Origin of the sequence: Sphingomonas sp. CROZ-RG-20F-R02-07 (assembly GCF_022662335.1) — a bacterium.
Classification (GTDB): Bacteria; Pseudomonadota; Alphaproteobacteria; order Sphingomonadales; family Sphingomonadaceae; genus Sphingomonas.
The window spans coordinates 44,469-67,097 of sequence record NZ_JAKNQJ010000007.1 but is presented as its reverse complement, the minus strand read 5'-3'; the positions used below and the strand labels follow the sequence as shown (position 1 = coordinate 67,097).

The 22,629-nt window shown below is 67.4% G+C and carries 24 protein-coding genes and 1 tRNA gene; 19 read left to right on the top strand and 6 right to left on the bottom strand.

Annotated elements, in window-relative coordinates:
- Positions 1–25 precede the first annotated feature (25 nt).
- From L8H00_RS11975 to L8H00_RS11955, 5 genes are read left to right on the top strand one after another with little or no spacing between them, the layout of a single operon-like run.
- On the top strand, positions 26–1,501 hold the full coding sequence (locus L8H00_RS11975) for an NAD(P)/FAD-dependent oxidoreductase (protein ID WP_242097576.1): 1,476 nt from the start codon (positions 26–28) through the stop codon (positions 1,499–1,501).
- 44 nt (positions 1,502–1,545) lie between these two features.
- Positions 1,546–2,181, top strand: coding sequence for a CerR family C-terminal domain-containing protein (locus tag L8H00_RS11970; protein ID WP_242097575.1), 636 nt, complete (start codon positions 1,546–1,548; stop codon positions 2,179–2,181).
- Positions 2,178–3,365, top strand: a complete 1,188-nt coding sequence (locus L8H00_RS11965; protein ID WP_242097574.1) for an HlyD family secretion protein — start codon at positions 2,178–2,180, stop codon at positions 3,363–3,365. Before L8H00_RS11970 ends, L8H00_RS11965 begins: the two co-directional genes overlap by 4 nt.
- Before the next feature lie 2 nt (positions 3,366–3,367).
- Positions 3,368–4,975 carry a DHA2 family efflux MFS transporter permease subunit gene (locus tag L8H00_RS11960; RefSeq protein ID WP_242097573.1) on the top strand — a complete coding sequence of 536 codons (1,608 nt, stop codon included), beginning with the start codon at positions 3,368–3,370 and terminating at the stop codon, positions 4,973–4,975.
- The gene (locus L8H00_RS11955) at positions 4,972–6,462 is read left to right on the top strand and encodes an efflux transporter outer membrane subunit (RefSeq protein WP_242097572.1); all 1,491 of its coding nucleotides are present in this window, start codon (positions 4,972–4,974) and stop codon (positions 6,460–6,462) included. Before L8H00_RS11960 ends, L8H00_RS11955 begins: the two co-directional genes overlap by 4 nt.
- Before the next feature lie 45 nt (positions 6,463–6,507).
- Here L8H00_RS11955 and L8H00_RS11950 read toward each other — a convergent pair whose 3' ends face one another.
- Positions 6,508–7,407, bottom strand: coding sequence for a hypothetical protein (locus L8H00_RS11950; protein WP_242097571.1), 900 nt, complete (start codon positions 7,405–7,407; stop codon positions 6,508–6,510).
- Between L8H00_RS11950 and L8H00_RS11945 the strand changes: the two genes are divergently transcribed.
- From L8H00_RS11945 to L8H00_RS11935, 3 genes are all read left to right on the top strand, one after another.
- Positions 7,357–8,169, top strand: coding sequence for an EAL domain-containing protein (locus tag L8H00_RS11945; protein WP_242097570.1), 813 nt, complete (start codon positions 7,357–7,359; stop codon positions 8,167–8,169). The two genes, L8H00_RS11950 and L8H00_RS11945, sit on opposite strands and share 51 nt — an antisense overlap.
- A gap of 685 nt (positions 8,170–8,854) precedes the next feature.
- Positions 8,855–10,639: an ATP-binding protein gene (locus tag L8H00_RS11940; protein ID WP_242097569.1), complete on the top strand. Its 1,785-nt coding sequence runs from the start codon at positions 8,855–8,857 to the stop codon at positions 10,637–10,639.
- A 66-nt stretch (positions 10,640–10,705) separates the two neighbouring features.
- Positions 10,706–11,098 carry a response regulator gene (locus tag L8H00_RS11935; protein WP_242097568.1) on the top strand — a complete coding sequence of 131 codons (393 nt, stop codon included), beginning with the start codon at positions 10,706–10,708 and terminating at the stop codon, positions 11,096–11,098.
- Here the strand turns inward: L8H00_RS11935 and L8H00_RS11930 are convergent.
- Positions 11,095–11,931: a class I SAM-dependent methyltransferase gene (locus L8H00_RS11930; protein WP_242097567.1), complete on the bottom strand. Its 837-nt coding sequence runs from the start codon at positions 11,929–11,931 to the stop codon at positions 11,095–11,097. The genes L8H00_RS11935 and L8H00_RS11930 overlap by 4 nt on opposite strands.
- Before the next feature lie 42 nt (positions 11,932–11,973).
- Between L8H00_RS11930 and L8H00_RS11925 the strand changes: the two genes are divergently transcribed.
- The 6 genes from L8H00_RS11925 to L8H00_RS11900 all read left to right on the top strand — a co-directional run bounded on the left by L8H00_RS11925 (position 11,974) and on the right by L8H00_RS11900 (position 15,518).
- Positions 11,974–12,702: a ComF family protein gene (locus L8H00_RS11925; protein ID WP_242097566.1), complete on the top strand. Its 729-nt coding sequence runs from the start codon at positions 11,974–11,976 to the stop codon at positions 12,700–12,702.
- 31 nt (positions 12,703–12,733) lie between these two features.
- On the top strand, positions 12,734–12,991 hold the full coding sequence (grxC, locus tag L8H00_RS11920) for a glutaredoxin 3 (RefSeq protein ID WP_242097565.1): 258 nt from the start codon (positions 12,734–12,736) through the stop codon (positions 12,989–12,991).
- Entirely contained in the window at positions 12,988–13,812 is an 825-nt protein-coding gene (locus L8H00_RS11915) for a carbon-nitrogen hydrolase family protein (protein WP_242097564.1), read from the top strand. The genes grxC and L8H00_RS11915 overlap by 4 nt, the downstream gene beginning before the upstream one ends.
- Positions 13,809–14,228, top strand: coding sequence for a DUF1178 family protein (locus L8H00_RS11910; protein WP_242097563.1), 420 nt, complete (start codon positions 13,809–13,811; stop codon positions 14,226–14,228). The genes L8H00_RS11915 and L8H00_RS11910 overlap by 4 nt, the downstream gene beginning before the upstream one ends.
- A 170-nt stretch (positions 14,229–14,398) precedes the next feature.
- On the top strand, positions 14,399–15,382 hold the full coding sequence (locus L8H00_RS11905) for a VacJ family lipoprotein (protein WP_242097562.1): 984 nt from the start codon (positions 14,399–14,401) through the stop codon (positions 15,380–15,382).
- Between the two features lie 59 nt (positions 15,383–15,441).
- Positions 15,442–15,518 (top strand) — tRNA-Arg (locus L8H00_RS11900).
- 407 nt (positions 15,519–15,925) lie between these two features.
- Here L8H00_RS11900 and L8H00_RS18865 read toward each other — a convergent pair.
- Positions 15,926–16,060: a hypothetical protein gene (locus L8H00_RS18865; protein WP_277924414.1), complete on the bottom strand. Its 135-nt coding sequence runs from the start codon at positions 16,058–16,060 to the stop codon at positions 15,926–15,928.
- A gap of 60 nt (positions 16,061–16,120) precedes the next feature.
- On the opposite strand from L8H00_RS18865, the gene L8H00_RS11895 reads away from it, so the two are divergent.
- The 4 genes from L8H00_RS11895 (at position 16,121) to L8H00_RS11880 (ending at position 17,754) form a co-directional block, all read left to right on the top strand.
- Positions 16,121–16,390, top strand: a complete 270-nt coding sequence (locus L8H00_RS11895) for a hypothetical protein (RefSeq protein ID WP_242097561.1) — start codon at positions 16,121–16,123, stop codon at positions 16,388–16,390.
- Positions 16,391–16,434: 44 nt separating this feature from the next.
- Positions 16,435–16,632: a hypothetical protein gene (locus tag L8H00_RS11890; protein WP_242097560.1), complete on the top strand. Its 198-nt coding sequence runs from the start codon at positions 16,435–16,437 to the stop codon at positions 16,630–16,632.
- Between the two features lie 306 nt (positions 16,633–16,938).
- A complete protein-coding gene (locus tag L8H00_RS11885) occupies positions 16,939–17,148 on the top strand; it encodes a hypothetical protein (RefSeq protein ID WP_242097559.1) in 210 nt (69 codons plus the stop codon).
- Between the two features lie 102 nt (positions 17,149–17,250).
- Positions 17,251–17,754: a response regulator transcription factor gene (locus tag L8H00_RS11880; protein WP_242097558.1), complete on the top strand. Its 504-nt coding sequence runs from the start codon at positions 17,251–17,253 to the stop codon at positions 17,752–17,754.
- A 5-nt stretch (positions 17,755–17,759) separates the two neighbouring features.
- Here L8H00_RS11880 and L8H00_RS11875 read toward each other — a convergent pair whose 3' ends face one another.
- Entirely contained in the window at positions 17,760–20,249 is a 2,490-nt protein-coding gene (locus tag L8H00_RS11875; RefSeq protein WP_242097557.1) for an ABC transporter permease, read from the bottom strand.
- A complete protein-coding gene (locus L8H00_RS11870) occupies positions 20,246–20,947 on the bottom strand; it encodes an ATP-binding cassette domain-containing protein (RefSeq protein WP_242097556.1) in 702 nt (233 codons plus the stop codon). The genes L8H00_RS11875 and L8H00_RS11870 overlap by 4 nt, the downstream gene beginning before the upstream one ends.
- Before the next feature lie 50 nt (positions 20,948–20,997).
- On the opposite strand from L8H00_RS11870, the gene L8H00_RS11865 reads away from it, so the two are divergent.
- On the top strand, positions 20,998–21,615 hold the full coding sequence (locus tag L8H00_RS11865) for an arylesterase (protein ID WP_242097555.1): 618 nt from the start codon (positions 20,998–21,000) through the stop codon (positions 21,613–21,615).
- Between the two features lie 24 nt (positions 21,616–21,639).
- Here L8H00_RS11865 and L8H00_RS11860 read toward each other — a convergent pair whose 3' ends face one another.
- On the bottom strand, positions 21,640–22,575 hold the full coding sequence (locus tag L8H00_RS11860; protein ID WP_242097554.1) for an oxidoreductase: 936 nt from the start codon (positions 22,573–22,575) through the stop codon (positions 21,640–21,642).
- Positions 22,576–22,629: the final 54 nt, after the last annotated feature.

Here is a 22,629-nt window from a genome sequence, read left to right as displayed (position 1 = left end):
GACCGGGTATGGTGGAGAGGCGCATATGACCGAACATCTCGACGTGATCGTCGTGGGGGCCGGCATTTCCGGCATCGGGATGGGCTATCACCTCCAGACGCGCTGTCCGGATCGCAGCTACGCCATATTGGAAGGGCGGGCGGCGATGGGCGGGACCTGGGACCTGTTCCGCTACCCCGGCATCCGCAGCGATTCGGACATGCACACGCTGGGCTTCGTCTTCCATCCCTGGACGGGGGCCAAGGCGATCGCCGACGGTCCTTCGATCCGCGAGTATGTCGTGGAAACCGCGCAGACCTATGGCATCGATCGGCATATCCGCTTCTCGCACCGGGTGACCAGCGCGACCTGGTCGAGCGAGGAGGCGCGCTGGACGGTCGGCGGCACCGGCCCCGACGGCGCGCCCGTCACGCTCACCTGCAACTTCCTGTGCATGTGCGCGGGATATTATGACTATGCGCGCGGCCACACGCCCGATTTCGCCGGCGCGGCCAATTTCGAGGGCATGATCGTCCACCCGCAATTCTGGCCGGCCGATCTCGATTATGCGGGCAAGGAAGTGGTCGTGATCGGCAGCGGCGCCACGGCCGTCACGCTCGTGCCTGAAATGGCGAAGCAGGCGGCGCATGTGACGATGCTCCAACGCTCGCCCACCTATGTCGTCTCGCGCCCCTCGGCGGACCGCGTCGCCGACTGGCTGCGCGAACGCCTGCCGGCCAAGCTCGCTTACGGTCTGACGCGGTGGAAGAACGTGCTGTGGGGCATGTTCTTCTTCCGTCTCGCCCGCCGCCGCCCGGAAAAGGTGAAGCAGCGCATCCTCGGCATGGTGCGCGAGCATCTCGGGCCGGATTACGACGTCGCGACGCATTTCACGCCGCGCTACAATCCGTGGGATCAGCGGATGTGCATGGTGCCCGATGCCGATCTGTTCGGCGCGATCAACGCCGGCACCGCGACCGTGGTGACCGACACGATCGACCGGTTCACCGCGCACGGCATCCGCCTCGCGTCGGGCGCGGAACTGCCCGCCGACGTGATCGTCACCGCGACGGGGCTGGAGCTGCAACTGATGAGCGGCGTCGACTTCCGCGTCGACGGTGAACCCGTCGATTGGTCGCGCCGGCTGCAATATAAGGGCATGATGTTCTCGGACGTGCCCAATCTGGCGTCGGTGTTCGGCTATACCAATGCGTCGTGGACGCTGAAGGCCGATCTGACCGCGATGTATGTCTGCCGCCTGCTCAACACGATGCGCAAGCGCGGGCTGCGGCAGGCGACGCCGTACAATGCGGATGCGGCGATGAGCACCGAGCCCTTCCTCGATTTCTCGTCGGGCTATGTCACGCGCGCGATCGATAGCCTGCCGAAACAGGGCGCGAAGAAGCCGTGGAAGCTGAACCAGAATTATGCGCTCGACATTCTGGCGCTGCGGCTGGGATCGGTGGACGACGGCATGCGCTTCTCGAACCCTGTCGCTGCCCGGGCACACGAGCCGGCCTGACACGCCGCTTGCACGGTTCGTTCGATCGAACTAAAGCGGCGGCCATGCACAGCCGCCTTCTCGACATCGCCATCGGCGAGTTCGGCAGCAAAGGGCTGGAAGGCGCCAGCACGCGCGGGATCGCTGCGGCGGCGGGCACGGCGATGTCGTCGATCACCTATCATTTCGGGGGCAAGGAAGGCCTTTATCTCGCCGCCGCCGACCGGATCGCGGAACGGCTGGCCGAGGATATGGGTGGCGTCATCGAAGCCGAAGGGATGGTCGACGATGGCGATCCGGCTGCCGCCACGGCTGCCCTCCAGCGAATCCTCGCCCGGCTGGCGGACAAGATCGGCGGCGCCACCGGGAGCGATGCGTCGCTGTTCATCCTGCGCGAGCAGATGAACCCCGGCGCGGCGTTCGACCGGCTTTACGGCGGCGTGATGGGGCGCATGCTGGAAACCATCGTCGCCTTGGTGTGCGCGGCCACGGGGCTTGCCGATTCGCGGGCGGCGCGGATCGTGACGATCACGCTATTCGGCCAGGTGCTGGCGCTGCGGGGATCGCGCGCCGCGTGCCTCCGACTGCTCGGCCAGGACGGGATGGACCCCGAACACCTGGCTGAGATAAAGGGCCGCATCGCGGCTAACACCGATGCCATTCTCGCCCGGCTGCGCGCCGAAGCACAGGGGACGTCATGAGCGATTCGAGCACCGATGAGGAGCGCAAGGCTTCGCACGACGATGCCCGTGGGGACGAGCATTCCGAGGCCGCCAGTCCGTCCGACGACGGCGGCAAGGACGATGGCGATGACGGCGAGGACAAGGCCGACAAGCCCAAGAAGCCGTCCATCTTCGCGAAGCCGCTCTTCTGGATCATCCTGATCGTCGTCGTGGCGCTGCTGGTCGTCGGCGGCGTGCTCTACTGGTTGCACGCCCGCCAGTATGAGACGACCGACGATGCGTTCGTCGATGCCCATATCGTGCGGATCGCACCGCAGACCGGGGGCACGCTGGTGGCCGTCGCCAATGTCGACAACCGGCATGTGAAGGCGGGCAGCCTGCTCGCGGTGATCCAGCCGACCGGCCCGCAGGCGCAGCTCGCCGAGGCGCAAGCCAATGTTGCGCAGGCGCAAGCCCAGGCGGGGCAGGCGCATGCGCAAGTGACCGCCGCGCTCGCCAACGAGGCGCAGGTGGCTGCGCAGGCGCGGGCGCCGCTCGCCGCTGCGATCAAGGCGCGGCAGGATCTGCAGCGCTACGAAACGCTGCTTCGCCTCGATCCCAATGCGGTCGCTGGGCAGCAGCTCGACGCCGCGCGCGCGACCGCGCGCTCGGCCGATGCCGATGCCGCCGCCGCCCGCCGCCAGATCGACAGCGCCGCCGCCAACGTCACCGTCGCGCGCCGCCAGATCGGTGCGGCGAACGCCACGGTCGCCGCGCGGCGCGCGCAGGTGCAGCAGGCGAACGTGACGCTGGGCAATCTCCGGCTGAAGGCGCCGGTCGACGGGCAGGTGGTGAACCGGTCGGTCAATCTGGGATCCTATGTCGGCCCCGGCACGCAGTTGATGGCGATGATCCCCGATCGGCTGTGGGTGACCGCGAACTTCAAGGAAACGCAGCTCACCCATATGCAGATCGGGCAGGGCGTGGCGATCCATGTCGATGCCTATCCCGGGGTCGATTTCGTCGGGCATGTCGATTCGATCCAGCGCGGCGCGGGGCAGGCGTTCGCGCTGCTGCCGCCGCAGAATGCCACGGGCAATTACGTGAAGGTGGTGCAGCGCGTACCGGTGCGCATCCTCTTCGACGTCAAGAACGGCGCCGATCCGCGCCGCTATGCGATCGGGCCGGGCATGTCGGTCGTTCCCACCGTCAAGGTGCGCTGAGCATGGCGGGCGCCGCCGCGTCCGGTGGCTGGAGCCCCGCGCGTTCGGCGGCGGGGCCCTATAGCCCGTGGCTGATCGTCACGATCATCTCGATCCCGACGTTCATGGAGGTGCTCGACACATCGATCGCCAATGTCAGCCTCGATCATATCGCCGGCGGCCTGTCGATCTCGACCGATCAGGCGACGTGGGTGCTGACGAGCTATCTGGTCGCCAACGCGATCATCATCCCGATCTCGGGCTGGTTGAGCGACGCGATCGGACGGAAACGCTATTTCCTCCTGTCGATCGCGCTCTTTACGCTCGCCTCGTTCCTGTGCGGCGTGGCACCCAATCTCCAGACGCTCGTCATCGCGCGCGTGCTTCAGGGGATCGGCGGCGGCGGCCTCGCACCCGTCGAACAGTCGATCCTGGCGGATACGTTTCCGCCCAAGCAACGCGGCATGGCATTCGCCGCGTTCGCCATCGTGGTGGTGGTGGGGCCGGTGCTCGGCCCGTCGCTGGGCGGCTACATCACCGAAAATGCCAGTTGGCACTGGGTGTTTCTCATCAACGTGCCGATCGGCATCGCGGCGTTCTTTCTCGCCGAGACGTTCGTCGACGAGCCCAAGGCGATGGAGGAAGACCGCCAGGCGCGCATGAAGAAGGGGCTGCGGATCGACTATTGGGGCGTGATCCTGGTGGCGCTGGGGCTCGGTTTCCTGGAGATCACGCTCGATCGCGGCGAGCGCGAGGATTGGTTCGCCAGCCCGCTGATCGTCGCCTCCGCCGTGACGGCGGGATTGGCGCTGATCGCGCTCGTCATCCGCGAACTGACGGTGGACGATCCCGTCGTCGATCTGAAACTGCTCGGCAACCGCAACTTCGCGATCACCGTGTCACTGATGGGGCTGACGGGCCTGATCTTGTTCGGGACGACGCAGTTGATCCCGCAGATGCTCCAGCAGGTGCTCGGCTACAGCGCGCTCGACGCGGGGCTGGCGTTGACCGCCGGCGGTTTCGCCACGCTGGTCGCAGTGCCGATCGCGGGGCGGCTGGCGGGATCGGTCGATGTGCGGCTGATGCTGTTCCCGGCCTTGCTGGTGCAGGCGGCGGCGCTGTGGAACCTGTCGCATTTCACCGCCGATATCAGCTTTTCCGACGCGGCGATCGCGCGCCTCTATCAATCGATGGCGCTGCCGTTCCTGTTCGTTCCGATCAACGCGGTGGCTTATGTGGGATTGCGGCAGAATCAGACCGCGCAGGCGTCGAGCCTGTTGAACGTCTTCCGCAATCTGGGCGGCACGATCGGCATCGCGTTTGCCCAGTCGCTGTTCGCCAACCGGCAGCAGGTCGAGCAGGCGAACCTTACCTATGTGACCAACCCGCTCAATCCCAATTACAACAATTGGTTGAGCGATGCGACGCGGGTGTTGGGCAGCGCGGGCGATGCGGTGACGACGCCGATGGCGGTGCTGTACCAGCAGCTTCAGCGTCAGGCGAACATGCTCGCCTTTCTCGACGTATTCCGTACGCTCATGGTGGTGACGCTCGTGCTGTCGCCGCTCGCCTTGTTCTTGAAAGTGGATCGATCGGGCGGCAAGCCGGCCGGCGGGGGGATGGGACATTGACGATCCGCAAGGCTGTTCTGCTGGCGGCGGTCGCGCTTTCGGGCTGCACGGTCGGGCCGAACTATCGGCCCCCCGCCGTCGATGCGCCAGCGGCGTTCGTCGAACCTCAGCCCGCGCCGGGTGCGGCGGTGGACCCGGCGACATGGTGGCGCGCGTTCGGCGATCCGGTGCTCGACGGCCTCGTCACGCGCGCGCTGGCGGGCAATCCCGACATGGCGGCGGCCGCCTCGCGCGTTCGCCAGGCGCGGCTGGGCGAGATCGCCGCGCGCGCGCAGGGGCTGCCGACCCTCGGCGCGACCGGCGGCGCAAGCCATGTCGAATTCAGCAAGAATGCGGGCTTCGCCTCGCTCGCCCAGCTCTTCTCGGGCGCGAGCGGCGGCGGTACGTCGGGCGGCGCGTCGAACACCGGCATCGCGCTGCCGGGCAGCGGGATCACCACCTTCTCCGCGGGCTTCGACGCGAGCTGGGAAATCGACATCTTCGGTGGCGTACGCCGCGGAGTGGAGGCAGCCCGCGCGCGCACCGAAGCCGCGGAATGGTCGCGGCGCGACGCGGCGGTGACGCTGGCCGCCGAAGTGGCGCAGGGATATTTCGCGCTGCGGCTCGATCAGGTGCAGGCCGCGGTGATCGCGCAGGAGATCGATCGGCAGCGCCGTGCCCTTGGCATCTCGGGCGAGATCGCGCGGGCCGGCCTCGTGCCGCCGATCGACGTGACCCGCCAGCGCGGGCGGATCACCGATGCCGAGGCGCGACTGGCGCCGGTGCAGGGCGATGCGGCCGTTCGCGTTCATGCCCTGGCCGTGCTGCTGGGTGCGACGCCCGAAGCGCTGGCGACCGAGCTGTCGGCGCCGTCCGCCGTCGCGGCGGGGCTGCCCGTCGTTCCCGCGGGCCTGCCGTCGGACCTGCTTCGCCGCCGGCCGGATATCCGCGCGGCCGAGCGGCAATTGGCCGCCGCCAACGCCGATATCGGCGTGGCGGTGGCGGATCTCTATCCGCGCTTCTCGTTGACGGGTGTGGCGGAGCTGATCTCCACGTCGCTCGCCACCCTGTTCGAGCGCGACAGCCTCCAACTGACGGGGTCCGGCGCGGTGACGTTTCCGCTCGTCGATTTCGGACGGCGGCGCGCGACGGTCGAGAGCCGGCGCGAAGACCGCGAACAAGCCTATCTACGCTACCGCTCGACCGTGCTGGTGGCGCTTCGGGACGTGGAGGACGCGTTGGCGCGACTCGAAGCGGAACGGCGGCGGCATGCCGCCCTCGAGCGCGCGCTGGCGGATCAGCAGACCAGTGCGAACGCGACTCTGGCACAATATCGCACGGGTTTCGTGGCGCAGGACAGTCTGCTGAACGCCGAAGCCCAAGTGCTGAGCGCGCGCGAGCAACTGGCGACCAGCGATGCCGATCTGCGTCAGCAGACCGCGGCGTTGTTCAAGGCGCTGGGTGGGGGCTGGGACACGACGCCCGTTCCGGCGCGGCCCTCTCGCTGAGGGCGTAGCGTCTCGATCCGAGACGGATCGTTATTCGCCGGATCGCTATTCGATGTCGGTGTCGCGCGAGTCGGCTCGAACATGTTGCGGCAATTCCGGCCCGAACGACCTCAAACCTTGAATATTCAAGGATTCTCGATCCTTCGGGCCGAAAGTCATCCCTTTACCAGGGACGAAGGCCGTCGCCGTAAACGAGCGAAATGAGAAATGCCAACATGCCAGTCTCCCTTGTTCTACACCCTTTCGGATGCATCCGCACAATAATGGATAACGAAACCTTAAACAATCCCCGTAACGATGGGGCAATAGTGTTGCCGGATCCGCCGATCCGAAATTAAGGATATCTTCAGTCCGACCCGATAGGCCGGGAGCATGAGTGATCCGCGGCCAGATCGTGACACGAAGACCGGTCGTTCCCGAGAGGGTGGCATCGCGGGGCCGGACCAAACGGCTTCGGCGTTCCGGGGGCATGATTGGTGCTTCATCGTCTTTGCCGAAATCGCGAATTTCGCCTTTTTGCGGCGCCACATGGGGCAGCCCCGCGCGAACCTGCTGGCGAAGGATGTCGCCGAGGTGATCGCACGGATTCTGCCGGAAAGCCGTGTCGCGATCGCTGCACGCGATACCGTGGAGATCAGCTTCACGGGTGAGTCGCGTGGTGATCTGGACGTGGTGCTGAACCGTGTCCACGATGGCTTCGCCAAGCCGCTCGACATCGACGGCGAGCCGCATCACGTCGATCTCGCGCTGGGTGCCAGCGCCGCCATGGCGCATGAATGCGACGAGGTTCGGCTGGTAGAAGAGGCGGAAGCCGCGTTGCGCGAAGCCCGTGTCGAGCGAACGACGATCGCGCGCGACATTGCGGAGGTGACCGCGGCGATCGACCGGATCGCGTTGGCCCGCGATCTGTCGGGCGCGATCGTGGCGGGCGAGCTGTTCCTGCAATATCAGCCCAAGGTTCACCTGCGCCGTCAGGAGGTCGCCAGTATCGAGGCGCTGGTCCGCTGGAACCATCCCGTCCGCGGCCTGGTCCTGCCAGGCGATTTCATTCCGATGGCGGAAGAGACCGCCGACATTCTGCCGCTCACGCTGTGGACGATCAACCAGGCCATCACCGATCAAGCCATTCTGGCGGCGAACGGACACGATCTCACGATCTTCATCAACATCGCCGGCAAGTTGCTGGCCGATCGCGCGTTCGTGCGCGAGGCCTGTGCGTTGGTGAAGACCAGCGGTGCGAAGCTGGGTTTCGAAATCACCGAGACTTCGGTGATCCGCGATCCGGAAAGCGCCATCCGTCACCTCAAGATCTTCGCGGAGATCGGGGTGGTCATCGCGATCGATGATTACGGCGCCGGGTTGTCGTCGCTGGCCTATCTCAAGCAATTGCCGGCGCGTGAATTGAAGATCGACAAGCTGTTCATCACGCAGCTTACCAGTTCCCACCGCGACCCACTGATCGTTCGCTCGACCATCGATCTGGCGCACGCGATGGAAATGGAAGTGGTGGCCGAGGGCGTCGAAACCGCCGCGGCCATGGCGCTGTTGTCGGTGATGGGCTGCGACCTCATTCAGGGCTTCCTCATCAGTCGGCCGATCGGTTTAGAGGCTCTTATCCAATTTTTGGATGCGGATCGCACGTTTCAATCCGTCACCAATTTTCCACTTTCCTTCGCCAAGCCGTCGAGCGTTCGAACGCGTGGCTGATCGGGTGAGGATCATCAGCGCGCTATCTGTGCTGCTATCGCTTCTATCCGTCCCCGCTGCATTGCTCAGCCAGAGTAAAGCGACAGAAACAGTGTCGGCATGCGATGCCGTAATTGCCGATGCCAAGGCGCATATGCAGACCGACTCAGGGGCCGCCGGTCGGATCGCGGTCAATGCTCGCCGTTGCGCACTGAAGATCGCCGATACCAGAGCACGCGGCATTGTGATGGCCAACGCGGACTGGCTGCGCGGTGAGGCGTATCTCCGCGTAGACGATATCAAAAATGCCGCTTTGTCGATTAGTAGAGCGAAAAAGCTGGCCCTCCAGTTAAAGCCATCCGGAAGGCTATATGGTGATATTCTGCTGTCTAGCGGGGGCATCCATCAAAGTCGCGGCGAGCCCGCGCTTGCTCTTGCCGATTATCAAGGCGCTCATCGCGTATACAGCAGCATCGGTGATACCCGGCAACAGGCTGTCACACGGGTTACGATGGGGTTGCTATATTATGATGCCAAGGATCTCAATTCAGCGCTGAAGTATCTCGATCAAGCGCAAGATATTTATAGCTCGGATGCGGCTTTGTCTGTCTCCATCTTCAACAACCGTGGACTCATCATGCAGGATCTTGGTCGCTTCCGCGACTCCGAGATCCAATACGCCAAAGCCCTCGCCCTCGCAGACCGCATGGGCAGCGCGCTCCTGCGGGCCCGGATTCTCGGCAATATCGCGCGCGTCCGGCTGAAGGCGGGGGATGTCGGGGGTGCCGATGCCGTCATCCGCCGGGGCTATGCGCTCACCGGCGATGGCGAGGCGGCGGTGTGGCGGTCGCAGTTCGTGGGGCTGGCGGCGCAGGCGGCGCTGCAGCACCATGCCTATGCGCGCGCGGCGACGCTGATCGGCGAACGGTTCGAGGGCGTCGATCCGGACACCACCACGCTCACCTTTCGCGAGGCGCACCAGACGGCGTACGAAGCCTATCGCGCTGTCGGCGATACCGAGCACGCGCTCGTCCATCTCGCCGCGCTGAAGCGGCTGGACGACAAGGCGACCGCGCTCGCCACGTCAAGCAACACCGCACTGATGGCGGCGCGGTTCGATTTCGCGAACCAGGCGCTGAAGATCGCCAAGCTTCAGGCCGAGGATCTGCGTCGCAGCGTCGCATTCCAGCGGGCGCGGGCGCAGTCGCAGCGCACGATCTTCCTGGGGGCCGCCGGCAGCAGCGTGGTCGTGATCGGGCTGCTTGTGTTCGCGTTGGTCACCGGCCGGCGCGCCAGGCGCAAGGTGGATGCCGCTAACGCCGATCTGGCGGTGACCAACGCCTCGCTCGCCCGTGCGCTGGCCGCCAAGACCGAGTTCCTCGCCACGACCAGCCACGAGATCCGCACGCCGCTGAACGGCATCCTGGGCATGACTCAGGTGATGCTGGCCGATCCGCGGCTGTCGCCGGACATCCGCGATCGGATCGGGATCGTGCATGGCGCCGGCACGACGATGCGCACGCTGGTGGACGATATTCTCGACGTCGCGAAGATGGAGACGGGCAAACTGACGCTGGAGCATATCGCCTTCGATCTCGCCGAGACCATCGCGGGCGCGACTCGGATGTGGGAGGATCAGGCGCGGGCCAAGGGCGTGGGCTTCACGGTCGATCTCGCGGACTGCCCCGGACGGATCATGGGCGATCCGGCGCGGGTGCGGCAGATCATGTTCAACCTGTTGTCGAATGCGTTGAAGTTCACCCCGTCGGGCGCGGTGCGGTTGCGGGTCGCCGCCGTGAGCCCGCAGGATTATGCGATCGCGATATCCGATTCGGGGATCGGCATCGCCGCGGCGCAGCAGGAGGTGATCTTCGAATCCTTCCGTCAGGCGGATGCCGGAACGACGCGGCGGTTCGGCGGCACGGGGCTCGGTCTGGCGATCTGCCGCAATCTCGCACGGGCGATGAGCGGCGATATCGCCGTTGCAAGTCGGGAGGGTGAGGGCGCGACCTTCACCGTCACCCTGCCGCTGGTGCACGCCGAGCCCATCGTGCCGCCGTGCGCGGCGGCGTCGCAGGGCGACGGGCCGGTGCTGCTGGTCGTCGATCGCAGTCCGATCGGGCGGAGCATGTTCCGCACGCTGCTGGCGCCGCATGTCGGCTTGGTGCGATGCGCGGCGAGCATGGACGAGGCCGTCGGGTGCATCGCGGCGGGGGGCATCGCGCAGGTGTTGCTCGACGAAGCCACGGTGCGCGATGCGGGCGATCCGGTCGAAACGGTGTCGGCGATCGCTGCCGCGGCCCGGCCTCATGGCACCGGCGTCGCATTGTTGTGGCAGGGAGCGGACGAAGAAGGCTGCCGGCATCTGGCGCAAACCGGCATCGCCCATGTAATCGCCAAACCGATCGGCGGCGGCGCACTGGCCGCGGCGATATTCGGCCCGAAAACGACGTCGAACGTAACGGAGTCGCTTGTGTCGCATGCGGCGTAGGCAGATAAGAAGCGCCAATATGATACATTTAAGCCCATGCATTGTCAGCCCGGAATTAGACCGGAAATGAACGTACTTTTCATCGAGGACGATCGGATGAACCGGCGCGTCGTCCACGATATGCTGAACGTCGCCGGCGCGACCATGGCCGAGGCGGAAAGCGCCGAGGAGGGTCTCGCGCTGATCGACGCGAATGATTATGCCATCGTGCTGGTCGATCTGCGGATGCCCGGCATGGACGGTATCACCGCGATCCGCCACATCCGTGCCCGAACCGACGCCAAGGCGAAGCTTCCCGTGATCGTCGTCACCGCCGATGCCGCCGCCGATCTGCGCGCGCGCTGCCTGGAAGCGGGCGCGGACGAGGTGCTGTTCAAGCCGGTGGCGATGGACGCGCTGTTCGATGCGATGGGCCGCATCCTCGCGCGCGGTGCCGAGGGCGGCGGGATGATCGCTTAGCCGGGGCGCCCGAGCGCTGCGCCCAGCGACGCGGTGGCGCTGCCGCGACGCGCGGGTTTGGGCTGCGACGGATCGGGCGCCCAGCCGGTGAGGAATATCAGGTCGAAATGTTCGCGCGTCCGCCCGTCGGCATCCGCCGCGGCGGAAAACGCGTGCGCGGCTGCGGCGAGCGCGCCGCGGGTGAGCGGCCGGCGTTCCATGAGCAGGTTGCTCGCCGCCATCCCGCGAAGATCTCCCAGCAGCCGAAGCATGTCGCCATAGCCCACCTCGAGCGCCTCGACATCGGCGACCGGCAGCGCGAACCCCGCGCGCATCAGCAGATCGCCGGCGGAGCGCACGTCGACCATTGGGTGGAGCCGCGCGACGGGCCGATCGGCCTCCGCCGTGCGCAGCGCGGCGCGCAGCCGGGGTAGGCTGTTGCCGCCGACGAAGGCGCCGAGAAACAGCCCGTCCGGGCGCAGCACGCGGCGGATCAGGCTCAGCGCGCCCGGCAGGTCGCCGACCTGATCGAGCACTCCGGCGCTTACCACCAGATCGAAGGAGGCATCGGCGAAGGGCAGCCGGTCCTCGTCCGCCTGAACGCCACCCGCGTGCGACGCGAAGAGGAAGCCGGAATCCACCCGCGCCACGCGCGCGCCCGGCGGCGGGGCGAAGGCGCCGTCGAAGCAGCCGCAATCGAGCACATCGGCAAAATCGCGCTTCACCGTATCCAGTCGGTCTGCGATCCCCTCGATCATGGCGGCGCGCAGGAAATCGTGCGCCGCAAAGCCGCGGACGGCGCGGTCGCGGCGCAAGCGGCGCGCGGTGCGATCGAAGATGTCGGGGCTGCTCACCGGAGCGCTTGTGCCGCGTCGCAGGGCCAGCGACAAGCGGGCATGGCGCGTTGGCTCGATCCGGTGGAGGCGATCATCCGCCTCGCGCTGCCGCCCCGCTGCGCGGGGTGCGGGGCGCCCGTCGGCGACGATCACCGGTTCTGCGCGACCTGCTGGGCCAGCCTCAGGTTTCTGGGGCCCCCCTGGTGCGCGGGCTGCAATCGCCCCTTCGCCTATGATCGCGGCGACGACGCCCGTTGCGCTACCTGCCTCGCCGATCCGCCACGCCACGCCGGGGTTCGCGCCGCCGTCGCGTATGGCGATGTCGCCCGCGCGCTGGCGCTGCGGCTGAAATATGGCGGCCGGACCGCGTTCGCCGAAACGATGGCGCGGCAGATGGTGCGAGTGATGCCGGGGGATGCCGATCTGCTGGTGCCGGTGCCGCTCCACCGCTGGCGGATCTGGTCCCGGGGGTTCAACCAGGCCGCGCTGATCGCGGGCGCGGTGGGGCGACGCTCGGGTGTCGCGCATGATCCGTCGGTGCTGCGGCGCGTGAAGCGCACCCCGATGTTGCGCGGCCTGAGCGGCAAGGCACGCGCAGGCGCCGTGGCGGGCGCGTTCCGCGTGACGGACCGCGCGCGGATCGTGGGTCGGGCGGTGGTGCTGGTGGACGACGTCCATACCAGCGGCGCGACCGCGGCGGCCTGCACGCGCGTGCTGCTGGCGGCGGGGGCGCGGTCGGTGACGATCCTGTGCTGGGCGCGCGTGCTGGACGAGACCGCGGTCGATTGACAAGACGGCCCCGCCGCCACATCTCGGGCCGATGGCAAAGGTCGAAATCTACACCAAGGCGTTCTGCCCCTATTGCTCGCGCGCGATGAAGCTGCTGGCGGCCAAGGGCGTCGTTCCCCAGGAATATGATATCAGCCTCGGCGGACCCAAGCATGCCGAGATGCTGGCGCGCGCACCCGGCCGCACGACCGTGCCGCAGATTTTCATCGACGGCACCCATGTCGGCGGATCGGACGATCTCGCCCTGCTGGAGCGCGAAGGAAAGCTCGATCCGCTGCTCGGCGGATGAAGATCGCCGTCCTCCAGATGACGAGCGGGATCGACCCCGCCGCCAATGCCGCCACGATCGTCGATGCGATCGAACGGGCAGCCGATGCCGGAGCGACGATGGTTTTCACGCCCGAAATGTCGGGCCTGATCGACCGGGATCGCGCGCGTGCCGCCGCGGCGATCGTGGCGGAGGCGGACGATCCGGTGCTGGATGCGGTTCGTTCCGCCGCGGCGCGCGCGGGCCTGTGGGTGCATCTCGGTTCGCTGGCGGTGCGCGCGGAGGACGGGCTGTTCGCCAATCGCGGCTTCGTGATCGACGCGAGCGGTGCGATCCGGGCGCGCTACGACAAGCTCCACCTGTTCGATGTGAATCTTCCGAGCGGCGAAAGCTGGCGTGAATCGGCGGCTTACGCGCCGGGCGCCGTCGCCGTCGTGATCGACACGCCGCTCGGGATGCTCGGGCCTACGATCTGTTACGACCTGCGCTTCCCCGACCTGTTTCGCGCCTTGAGCGATGCGGGCGCAGATATCCTGTCGGTGCCCGCCGCCTTCACCCGGCCGACGGGCGCGGCGCATTGGCACGTCCTGCTGCGCGCGCGTGCGATCGAGGCGGGCGCCTTCGTGGTCGCCGCGGCGCAGACCGGGCTCCATGCCGATGGCCGCACCACCTATGGCCATTCGCTGGTGATCGATCCCTGGGGCGACGTGCTGCTCGACATGGGCGAGGCGGCGGGACTGGGCTTTGCGCCGATCGATCCCGCACGCGTGGCCGACGTGGGCGCGCGCATTCCCGTGCGTGCGCACCGCCGCCCGATCCCGACCGTGACGCGGGTCCGGTGATCGTCTTCGATCTTCGCTGTGCGAACGCGCATGTCTTCGAGGCGTGGTTCGCCTCCACCACCGCTTATGAAGAGCAGGCTGGGGCAGGGCAGGTCCGCTGCCCATTGTGCGACGATCCCGACGTGACGAAGGCCGTGATGGCGCCCAACGTCGCCGCCAAGGGCAACCGCGTGTCGCATGCCGAAGCCAAGGCGGCGATCAGCGCCCTGGCGGCGGCACAGGCCAAGGCGCTCGCTTCGTCCTCCTGGGTCGGTGCCGACTTCGCGACTCGGGCTCGCGCAATGCATCTCGGCGAGGAGAAACACGCCCCGATCCACGGCCAGGCGAGCCTGGCGGAGGCGAAGGCGTTGGTCGACGAGGGCGTGCCCGTTGCACCCCTGCCGCTGCCGGTGGTGCCGCCCAAGGCGCTGAACTGATCCGCGCGGCCTTGCGGCGGGGATGAGCAGATGCGAGGGAAGGCGCACGCGGCCGGCATTCAGTTCGGTGACCGGCATCACGGCAGACGGACCGTGATCGCCAGTCATCGACGGGGCCGGACCGGCAGACCGGCGTTGCGAGGTCGCGGCGGGATCGGGGGGATTGCGTTTTGTACCTGCTGACCATGGCGATGTTCGTGACCGCCGCGCCCGTTCAGGCGGGCGATCCCACGCCGCAAGCCGATGTTCCCCAGGCAGCCACGGGCGCGGCATCGCCCCCGGCCGCGCCGCTCCACATCGCGAACCCGAGCGAACCGCCCCTGCCGGATCAGGCCCAGCGGCCGACTCACGATCCGGCGGGGAACGCGGATATCATCGTGCGCGCGCGCGATGTGTCCGACGCGCCCGATCCGCTGCGCGCGCTCAATGCCCAGTCGTTTGCCGCGACCGAGGCGGTGGACAAGGCGCTGATCGGCCCCGTGTCGATTGCCTACAAGAAGCATGTGCCCAGCCCCTTTCGCAGCGGCGTCCACAATTTCCTCTACAATATGCGCGAGCCGGTGGTGTTCGTGAACTTCGTGTTCCAGCACAAGATCGGCAAGGCGGCCGAGACGGTCGCCCGTTTCGCGATCAACACGACGGTCGGCGTGGCCGGTGTGTTCGATATGGCGAAGCGCCGCGCGTTCAAGCTTCCGCGGCGCGGCAACGGCTTTGCGGATACGCTCGGCTTCTACGGTGTGCCGAACGGGCCGTTCATGTTCCTGCCGATCGTCGGGCCGACGACGGTGCGCGACCTGTTCGGCGGTGCGGTCGACCGGCTCGTTCTGCCGCTCACCTTCGGCAGCCGCATCACCCGGCCGAGCTATGCGGTGCCCGCTGCCGTTCTGGGCGTGCTCGATCACCGTGCCGAATTCGATGAGACGCTGCATACACTGCACGACGGCGTGCCTGACCCTTATGAGAACACCCGCGCCTTCTATCTGCAGCGGCGTCAGGGCGAGATCGATCACCTGCGTGGCCGCAGCGATCGCAATTCCAGCCCCATGTCGGAAGCGCCGACCGCCCCGATCCGGATGCGCGGCGTTCATCCGGCGACCCCGCCATCCCCGGCCCCGGAGGCCCGCCCGCCCGAGAGTGCGACGCCCTCGCCCTAGGGGGCACCGACCACATCTAGATTGCCCCCTTGCGGCCCCTGCGCTATTTGCAGGCGCGCGTCCCCGTAGCTCAGTCGGATAGAGCGTCGGTTTCCTAAACCGCAGGCCGGTGGTTCGAATCCACTCGGGGACACCAACCTTCACCGCCAAGACCCGCAGAAATCCTTGGGTTTCACCAATGTGGTCGACAATCGGGCGAAGCGCAAGCGGGTTGGTTTTATGACAATCGACTGACAAGCGCCGGAACGGACAGCTTTCTGACGGGCAGGCGTGCACGGCCATCCGTCCAACGAGCGGTGTAGAAAACGCGCAGACGATCACACAATATCGTTGCCGGGTTCCCCGGCCTTCAAAGCCTATTGGCAAGGGTTGCCGGGTCGTTGATCCGGCATCATAGGTCTGACCCTCGGCCTCCATCCCGCTCAGCGGGGAGAGGCAACGAGTTGTGTGTATCGCGATCGACCATTTGGGCCGTGCGTAAGCATTATTGCGCGCTGAACCGCTTGGTTGGGGCGCTGATGGCCTGCCGAAAGCCGCTAGACATCAGATATCAAGGCCACGCCGTTCAATCTCGGCCCCGATCGCGTCCGCTATCGGGTCGCCGGCCTCCCTGCCGGATTGCTGATAAAGCGCGATCAAATCGTGGTCACCGATCGCTGCGAGGTCTTGTTCGATCACGTTGCCGCTCCCGTATTTCGACCCTCATTTGACAACCAAGTCAGCAGGCGACGCTCACTCATGTTATTGAGCGACCCCCTCGATGGTTACACAGGTTTCCTCCACGGCCCTTTGAGCTCAATAAAGGTGGTGGCGGCGATGGACGAATATGGTGCGAAATACTTTCGCGAACGCGAGGCGGAAGCCCGTAACCAAGCGGATCATGCGGCGACACGATCGATCCAAATTTTGCGGCTTAAATCAGCGGAGCACTTTGGCGCGCTTGCTTATGATGCGGAGCAAAAAGGCATCGTCACAAACATCGACGCCAGCGTAAGCCGCACAAGTTAGGGCAAGCCTGTAGACAACGTGAATGTAAATCGAGGAGCACCCCGATGATAGCTGTTACTGGTGAACGTAACGATTTGTCTTACTATTATCGCCGCCATGAGCAGTGCCAAAAGATGGCGGCGTCATCATTGGATCAAAACATCACGAAGATACACCTTGAACTCGCAGGCCATTACTCAGCAATGATTTACGAGATTGAGGCGATTGGTGCTCCGCTCAAACTTAAGCCGGTCCAGTCTTAGTAGCGCCACCAGCGCCCTCGACCATCACGCGACCCTTTTTCGTCGCTGCTATGCGAGCCGCCAATTGGCGTTTGATGCTCGCACCGACAAGGTTGGCGTGGACGCTGTCGTATCCGTTGCGGCGGAGCGTTCTTTTTATCTGAAACATCTTCGTGTGATATCCGTCGCCGGCTAACTCAAGCGCGCGCTGTATGACCGATTTGCACGAAATCCGCCTCGACCTGCCGCCCGACCTGCCGCTCGTGAAGGTCGATCCGCAGCTTCTTCACCACTGCCTTCTAAACCTGTTCGACAATGCCGGGCGCTATGCCGATCCGGGCCGCGATCATGATCGAAGGGCTGCATCGCTATGGCGAGCTGCGGCTCGTCCTGCTCGACCGCGGGCCCGGTCTGCCGATCGGCCGGGAAGGGGAGGTGTTCGAGACGTTCCGGCGCCTGGAAGGGTTCGATCGCGCTCCGGGGGCACCGGCCTCGGCCTTGCCATCGTCAAGGCGTTTGCCGAGGCTATGGGCATGAGCGTGGAGGCGCCAATAGCGACGATGCCGGGGGCGCTGCCTTCACGCTCGTCTTTCCGCCCGCGCTGCTCGGGCGCGAGCCGGCCGGGGGAGCCTTGCTCTGATGGCGTCCAAAATCCTCGTGGTTGATGACGAAGCGGCGATCCGCCGTTTGCTGCCCAACACGCTCGAGCGGGCTGGCTACGCCGTCGTCGAGGCGATCAACGGCAAGGAAGCGCTGGCGCGCGCCGGTGCCGATCGGCCCGATGCCATCCTGCTCGATCCCGGCCTGCCGGACCGGGACGGCCTCAGCCTAATTCCGCTGCTGCGCGAGGGCGGCGACGCGGTCATCCTCGTCGTCTCCGCGCGCGACGCCATTGAAGAGAAGGTGGCGGCGCTCACGCGCAAGGAGCACGACGTGCTCGCCATCCTCGCCCGCCATATCGGCCGCGTGGTCACGCACGAGCGCATCATCGCTGCCGCCCAGGCGGGCGAGGAGGACCCGTGCATCGAATGTCTGCGGATCGTCGTGCGCAACCTGCGCCAGAAACTCGAGCCTGCAGGCCAGGTCGGAAGCGTGATCGCGAACGAGCTCGGCGTCGGATACCGTCTGCAATCGGACGGCTGATGCCGCTACCCGTCCCGCAACGCGGCGGACGGCCGTGCTCTGAGGGCCGGCAGGCTCCCCACGAGTCCGGTTGCGAGGATCATCGCCAGCGCGCCCGCAAGCGTGGCCGCCACGGTATCCCACCGCGGCGCCCAGACCATGCCGAACGTCTGCGTGACCACATACCAGCCGGCGGCAGAGCCCAGAAACAGCGCGACCGAGGCCAGCACCAGGGATAGAATGGCATATTCGATCGCCTGTGCACCGAGCACTTGGCGACGGCTGCCACCGAGCAGTTTCAGGATGACCGAATCATAGCGCCGGCTGCGGCCCGATGCGGCGATCGCACCGATCAACACCGCAATTCCGGCCGCGACCGTGACCGCCGCCGCCACCCGGACGGCGAGCGCGATCTGGGCGAGGGCCGTGCCCAGTTGCGCGATCACGTCGCCGACGCGGATCATCGTCACCGAGGGCAGCGCGGCGGCGACGCGGCGGGCGATCGCGCCGTCGCAGGCCGGCGGCGCATAGACGCTCGCCAACAGGCCGTGCGGCGCTTCCTCGATATAGCCGGGCGAAAAGACGATCGCGAAGTTCAGTCCCAGACCGCCCCAGTCGATCTTGCGGAGGGCCGCGATCCGCGCGGGAACGTCGACGCCCAGGATCGATATGGTGATGGTGTCACCCACCTTGAGGCCGAGCGCGGTCGCCGCCCTGTCCTCGATCGATACCAGCGGCGCACCGTGATAGTCCGCCGGCCACCATCGGCCCGCGACGACGGTGTTGCGCGGCGGCAAGGTCGCCGACCAGGTGATCGTCCGGTCGCCGCGCAGCACCCATGCGCCTTCCGGCAGCGTCTTCATGTCGACGACGCGCATGCCGTGAAAGGCGACGATCGATCCGCGTAGCGACGGCACGGCCTCGATCCTGGCGTCGGGCGCCGCGGACTTGACGGCGCGGGCCAAGGTCGTCGCATCCTCGGGTTGGAGGTCGATGGCGAAGAAGCGCGGCGCCTTGGCGGGTGCGGCGTTGCGCAGCTCGAACGCCAGGCTCGAATCGATGACCGCGAGCGCCACGAACAGCGACAAACCGAGGCCGAGCGCCACGACGAGCCGATCGGTCTGTGCACCCGGCCGGTGGAGGTTGGCGACGGCGAGCCGGAGCAGCGGACGGCGCGGGCGCGGCAGCCTGGCGGCCACGACGCGGATCGCCGCCCCGATGGCCCATAAGAGCATGATGACCGCGAGGACCGCGCCGATGAAGCCGAGCGCGAGCAGCCGGTCCGACGCCGTCAGCACCGCGAGCGCGACCAACGCGGCAACGAGCAGCGCCATGATGGCCGTTATGCGAACCGACGGCAGGCGGCGGGTGACGAGCGCATCGCGCAACAGCGATGCGGCGGGCACGGCGCGCGCACGGGCGAGTGCCGGCAGCGCGAAGAGCAACGCGACCAGCAACGCCAGGATCGCGGCCGTCGTCAGCGGCAGCGGATACAGCGTCAGCCGCGGCAGCACCGGCAGCGCCGTTCCGGCGATCGCCGTCACGATCCACGGCACCGCCGCGCCGGCCACCAGGCCGCCGCCTACGCCGATCGCTGCCACTAGCCCGAGCTGGATCAGGAAGATGGTGGCGATGGTCTGCGATCGCAGGCCCAGAACCTTCAGCGTGGCGATGATCTGCGTCTTGCCTGCCAGATAGGCCGCCACACCGCTGCCCACGCCGACGCCCGCGATCGCCAGCGCGGCCAGGCCGACGATGAGCAGGAACTGCCCGAGTTGGTCGATGCCGCGGCGCAGCCCGCCAGCGGATTGGTCGCTGAGCTTGGCCGACCACCCCGCGCCCTGGAAGCGGCGCAACAGCCGATCCCGCACGGCCGCCGCCGCCTCGGGATGGGTGAGGGCGATGCGGTAATGGCTTTCATAGAGGCTCCCGGGCTGGAGCAGCGCGGTCGCGTCGAGACCCACCGGATCGACCAGAGCCGGCGGCCCCAGCGTGAAGCCCGCGCCGAGGCGATCGGGCTCGTCGGCGATCAGGCCGATCACGCGCAGCGGGGCGGAGCCGATCCGCAGCGTGTCGCCCGGCCGGACGTTCAGCCGATCGGCCAGCGCCGGTGCGATCGCGACCTCGCGTCCGTGCGGTCGAGCGGCCAGAGCGCCCGGTGCGAGCCGGAATCGCCCGACCAGCGGCCATGCCGCATCCGCGCTGCGCAGATCGACCAGCGCCGCCGCGCCGCCCGCATCGGCCATCGCGCGCAACCCGACGACCTCCGATACGCGCCCGATCCGGCCGAACGCCGCCAGCTCTTCCACGGTCGCGCGCCGCTGCGAGACGCTGAACTCGATGTCGCCGCCCAGCATCTGCCGGCCGTTTCCGTCGAGCGCGGCGATCATGCTGGCCGCAAGGCTGCCGATGCCGGCCAGCGCCGCGGTGCCCAGGAACAGGCACACCGCCAGCAGCACGAGCCCGCGCCCGCCGCGCCGCAGATCGCGCAGCGCCAGGCGCCAGGCAAGGCTCACCCGTTGCTCCTATCCGCGACGATATGGCCGTCGGCGAGCTGGATCACGCGCGCGCACCGCGCCGCCAGCACGGGATCGTGGGTGATGATGAACAGCGTCGCCCCGCTTGCCGCATGGCGGGCGAACAGCAGGTCCATGATCGCGGCGCCGGTCGCGGTGTCGAGATTGCCCGTCGGCTCGTCGGCGAAGATCAGCGGCGGGCGGGCGACGAGCGCGCGGGCGATGGCGACGCGCTGCTGCTCGCCGCCCGACAATTGCGCCGGATAATGGCGGGTACGATGACCGAGCCCGACCGTGGCGAGTTCCGCCTCGGCGCGGGCGAAGGCGTCGCTTTGCCCCGCCAGCTCGAGCGGCACCGCGACGTTTTCCAGCGCAGTCATCGTCGGCAACAGGTGGAAGGCCTGAAGGACGATGCCGATCCGCCCGCGCCGCGCGACCGCGAGCCGGTCTTCATCGAGCGCGCCGAAGTCGAGCCCCGCCACGGCGATGCTGCCGCCGCTCGGCCGCTCCAATCCGGCGAGCACCGCCATCAGCGAGGATTTGCCCGATCCCGACGGACCCAGCAGCGCGACGCTTTCGCCCGATGCGACCCGCAGATCGATTCCGCGGAGGATGTCCACCCGCGCCGGCGCACGGCCGAGCGACAGCGACACGTTGCGTGCGACGATCAGCGCGCTATCGGTGGGAGATGAAACCATCGTTCCGTCTTGGTCGATCCGGGGTTCGACGGCAATTGCGGCATGCCGCGATGCTCACTTTGGTCGCGATCCTGTCGGGCGCTCCGGCTGCGGTCGCGGCGGCGCCCGCGCCGCTGATCTGGGCGTTCGGCGACAGCCTGACGGCCGGTTACGGCCTCGCGCCGGATCAGGGGTTCACGGCAAGGCTGCAAGCCGCGCTGCGCGATGCCGGCGTTCCGGCGACGGTGCGCAATGGCGGCGTCGCCGGCGATACCGCGGCGCAAGGGCGGGCGCGGCTGCGCTGGGGATTGCGCGGCCTCGGCGGGGCGCCCGATCTGGTTCTCGTCGAACTCGGCGCCAACGACATGCTGCGCGGCCTCCCGACCGCGCAGACCAAGGCCAATCTCGACATGATCCTTGCCGAGTTGCACGCCCGCCGCATTCCCGTGCTGCTGATCGGCATGCGTGCGGCGCCGAACCTGGGGCGGGACTATGTCCGTGCGTTCGACGCCATGTACCCCGCGCTCGCCAAGACGCATGGCGTGCCGCTCTACCCGTTCTTCCTCGACGGCGTGGCGGGCCACCCGCGTCTGATACAGGCCGATGGGCTGCATCCCGATGCGGGCGGCGTGGACGTCATCGTACGACGGCTGCTGCCCACGCTCGTTCGCCTCACGAAGCGGCACTGACCATCCGGCGCCTAAGCCGGTCCGTCAGCCCCGGGCGTCCGGATAGTCGGCGCTGAGCGCCAACGCGCGATCGGCTTCCACCTCTTCCAGGCGTTTTCGGAAAACATCCACGGCCGTGTCATAGGCGAACTTGCCCAGCACGAGGTGTTGCGGCGGCACGTCGCGCAACACCGCCTCGATCATGGCCTCGCCGGCGCGTACCGGATCGCCGGGCTGCTGGCCGCTATAGCCGCTGGTCGTGCCCATCCGCGCCGCTGCCGTTTCTGCATAGGCATCGATCCGGCTCTCGGTCTGGATCAGGGAGCGGCCGGCCCAATCGGTGCGGAACGGGCCGGGCTCGATGCAGGTCACGCTGATCCCGAGCGGTTCCACTTCGGACGCGAGCGACGAGGACCAGCCCTCCACCGCATGCTTGGTGGCGCTGTAATAGCCGCTGGCTGCAAAGCCCGTGATGCCGCCGACCGACGTGACGTTCAGGATGGCGCCGCCTCCCTGTTCCCGCATGAGCGGCAGCACGGCGCGGGTCATGGCGAACAGGCCGAACACATTGGCATCGAACTGGGCGCGGATTTGGGCCTCCTCGCCTTCCTCCACGCTGGACTGATAGCCATAGCCGGCGTTGTTCACGAGCACGTCGATGCGGCCGAACCGCGCCTTGGCCTGCGCGACGGCGGCGGCGATCTGGTCGGCGTCCGTGACGTCGAGCGCCACCGCCAGTGCGCGGCCGTCGCTCGCTGCGGCCAGATCCTCGACGCGGTCGGCGGAGCGGGCGGTCGCCACGACCCTCCATCCACGGGCGAGCACGAGCTTGGCCAGTTCGCGACCGAAGCCGGTCGAGCAACCGGTGATGAACCAAACGGGATCGGTGGGAATCGTCATGGAAGAACCTCGGATAAGGACGTGCGACTGGAACGTCCGGGCGGGTCGCTGGAGCCAAAGTTTTTCGAGCGAGCGCTGCATGGCTCGGAATAATCGTGTCGGACGGCGGAGTGGAACGTTGGCGAGACTCCGCTG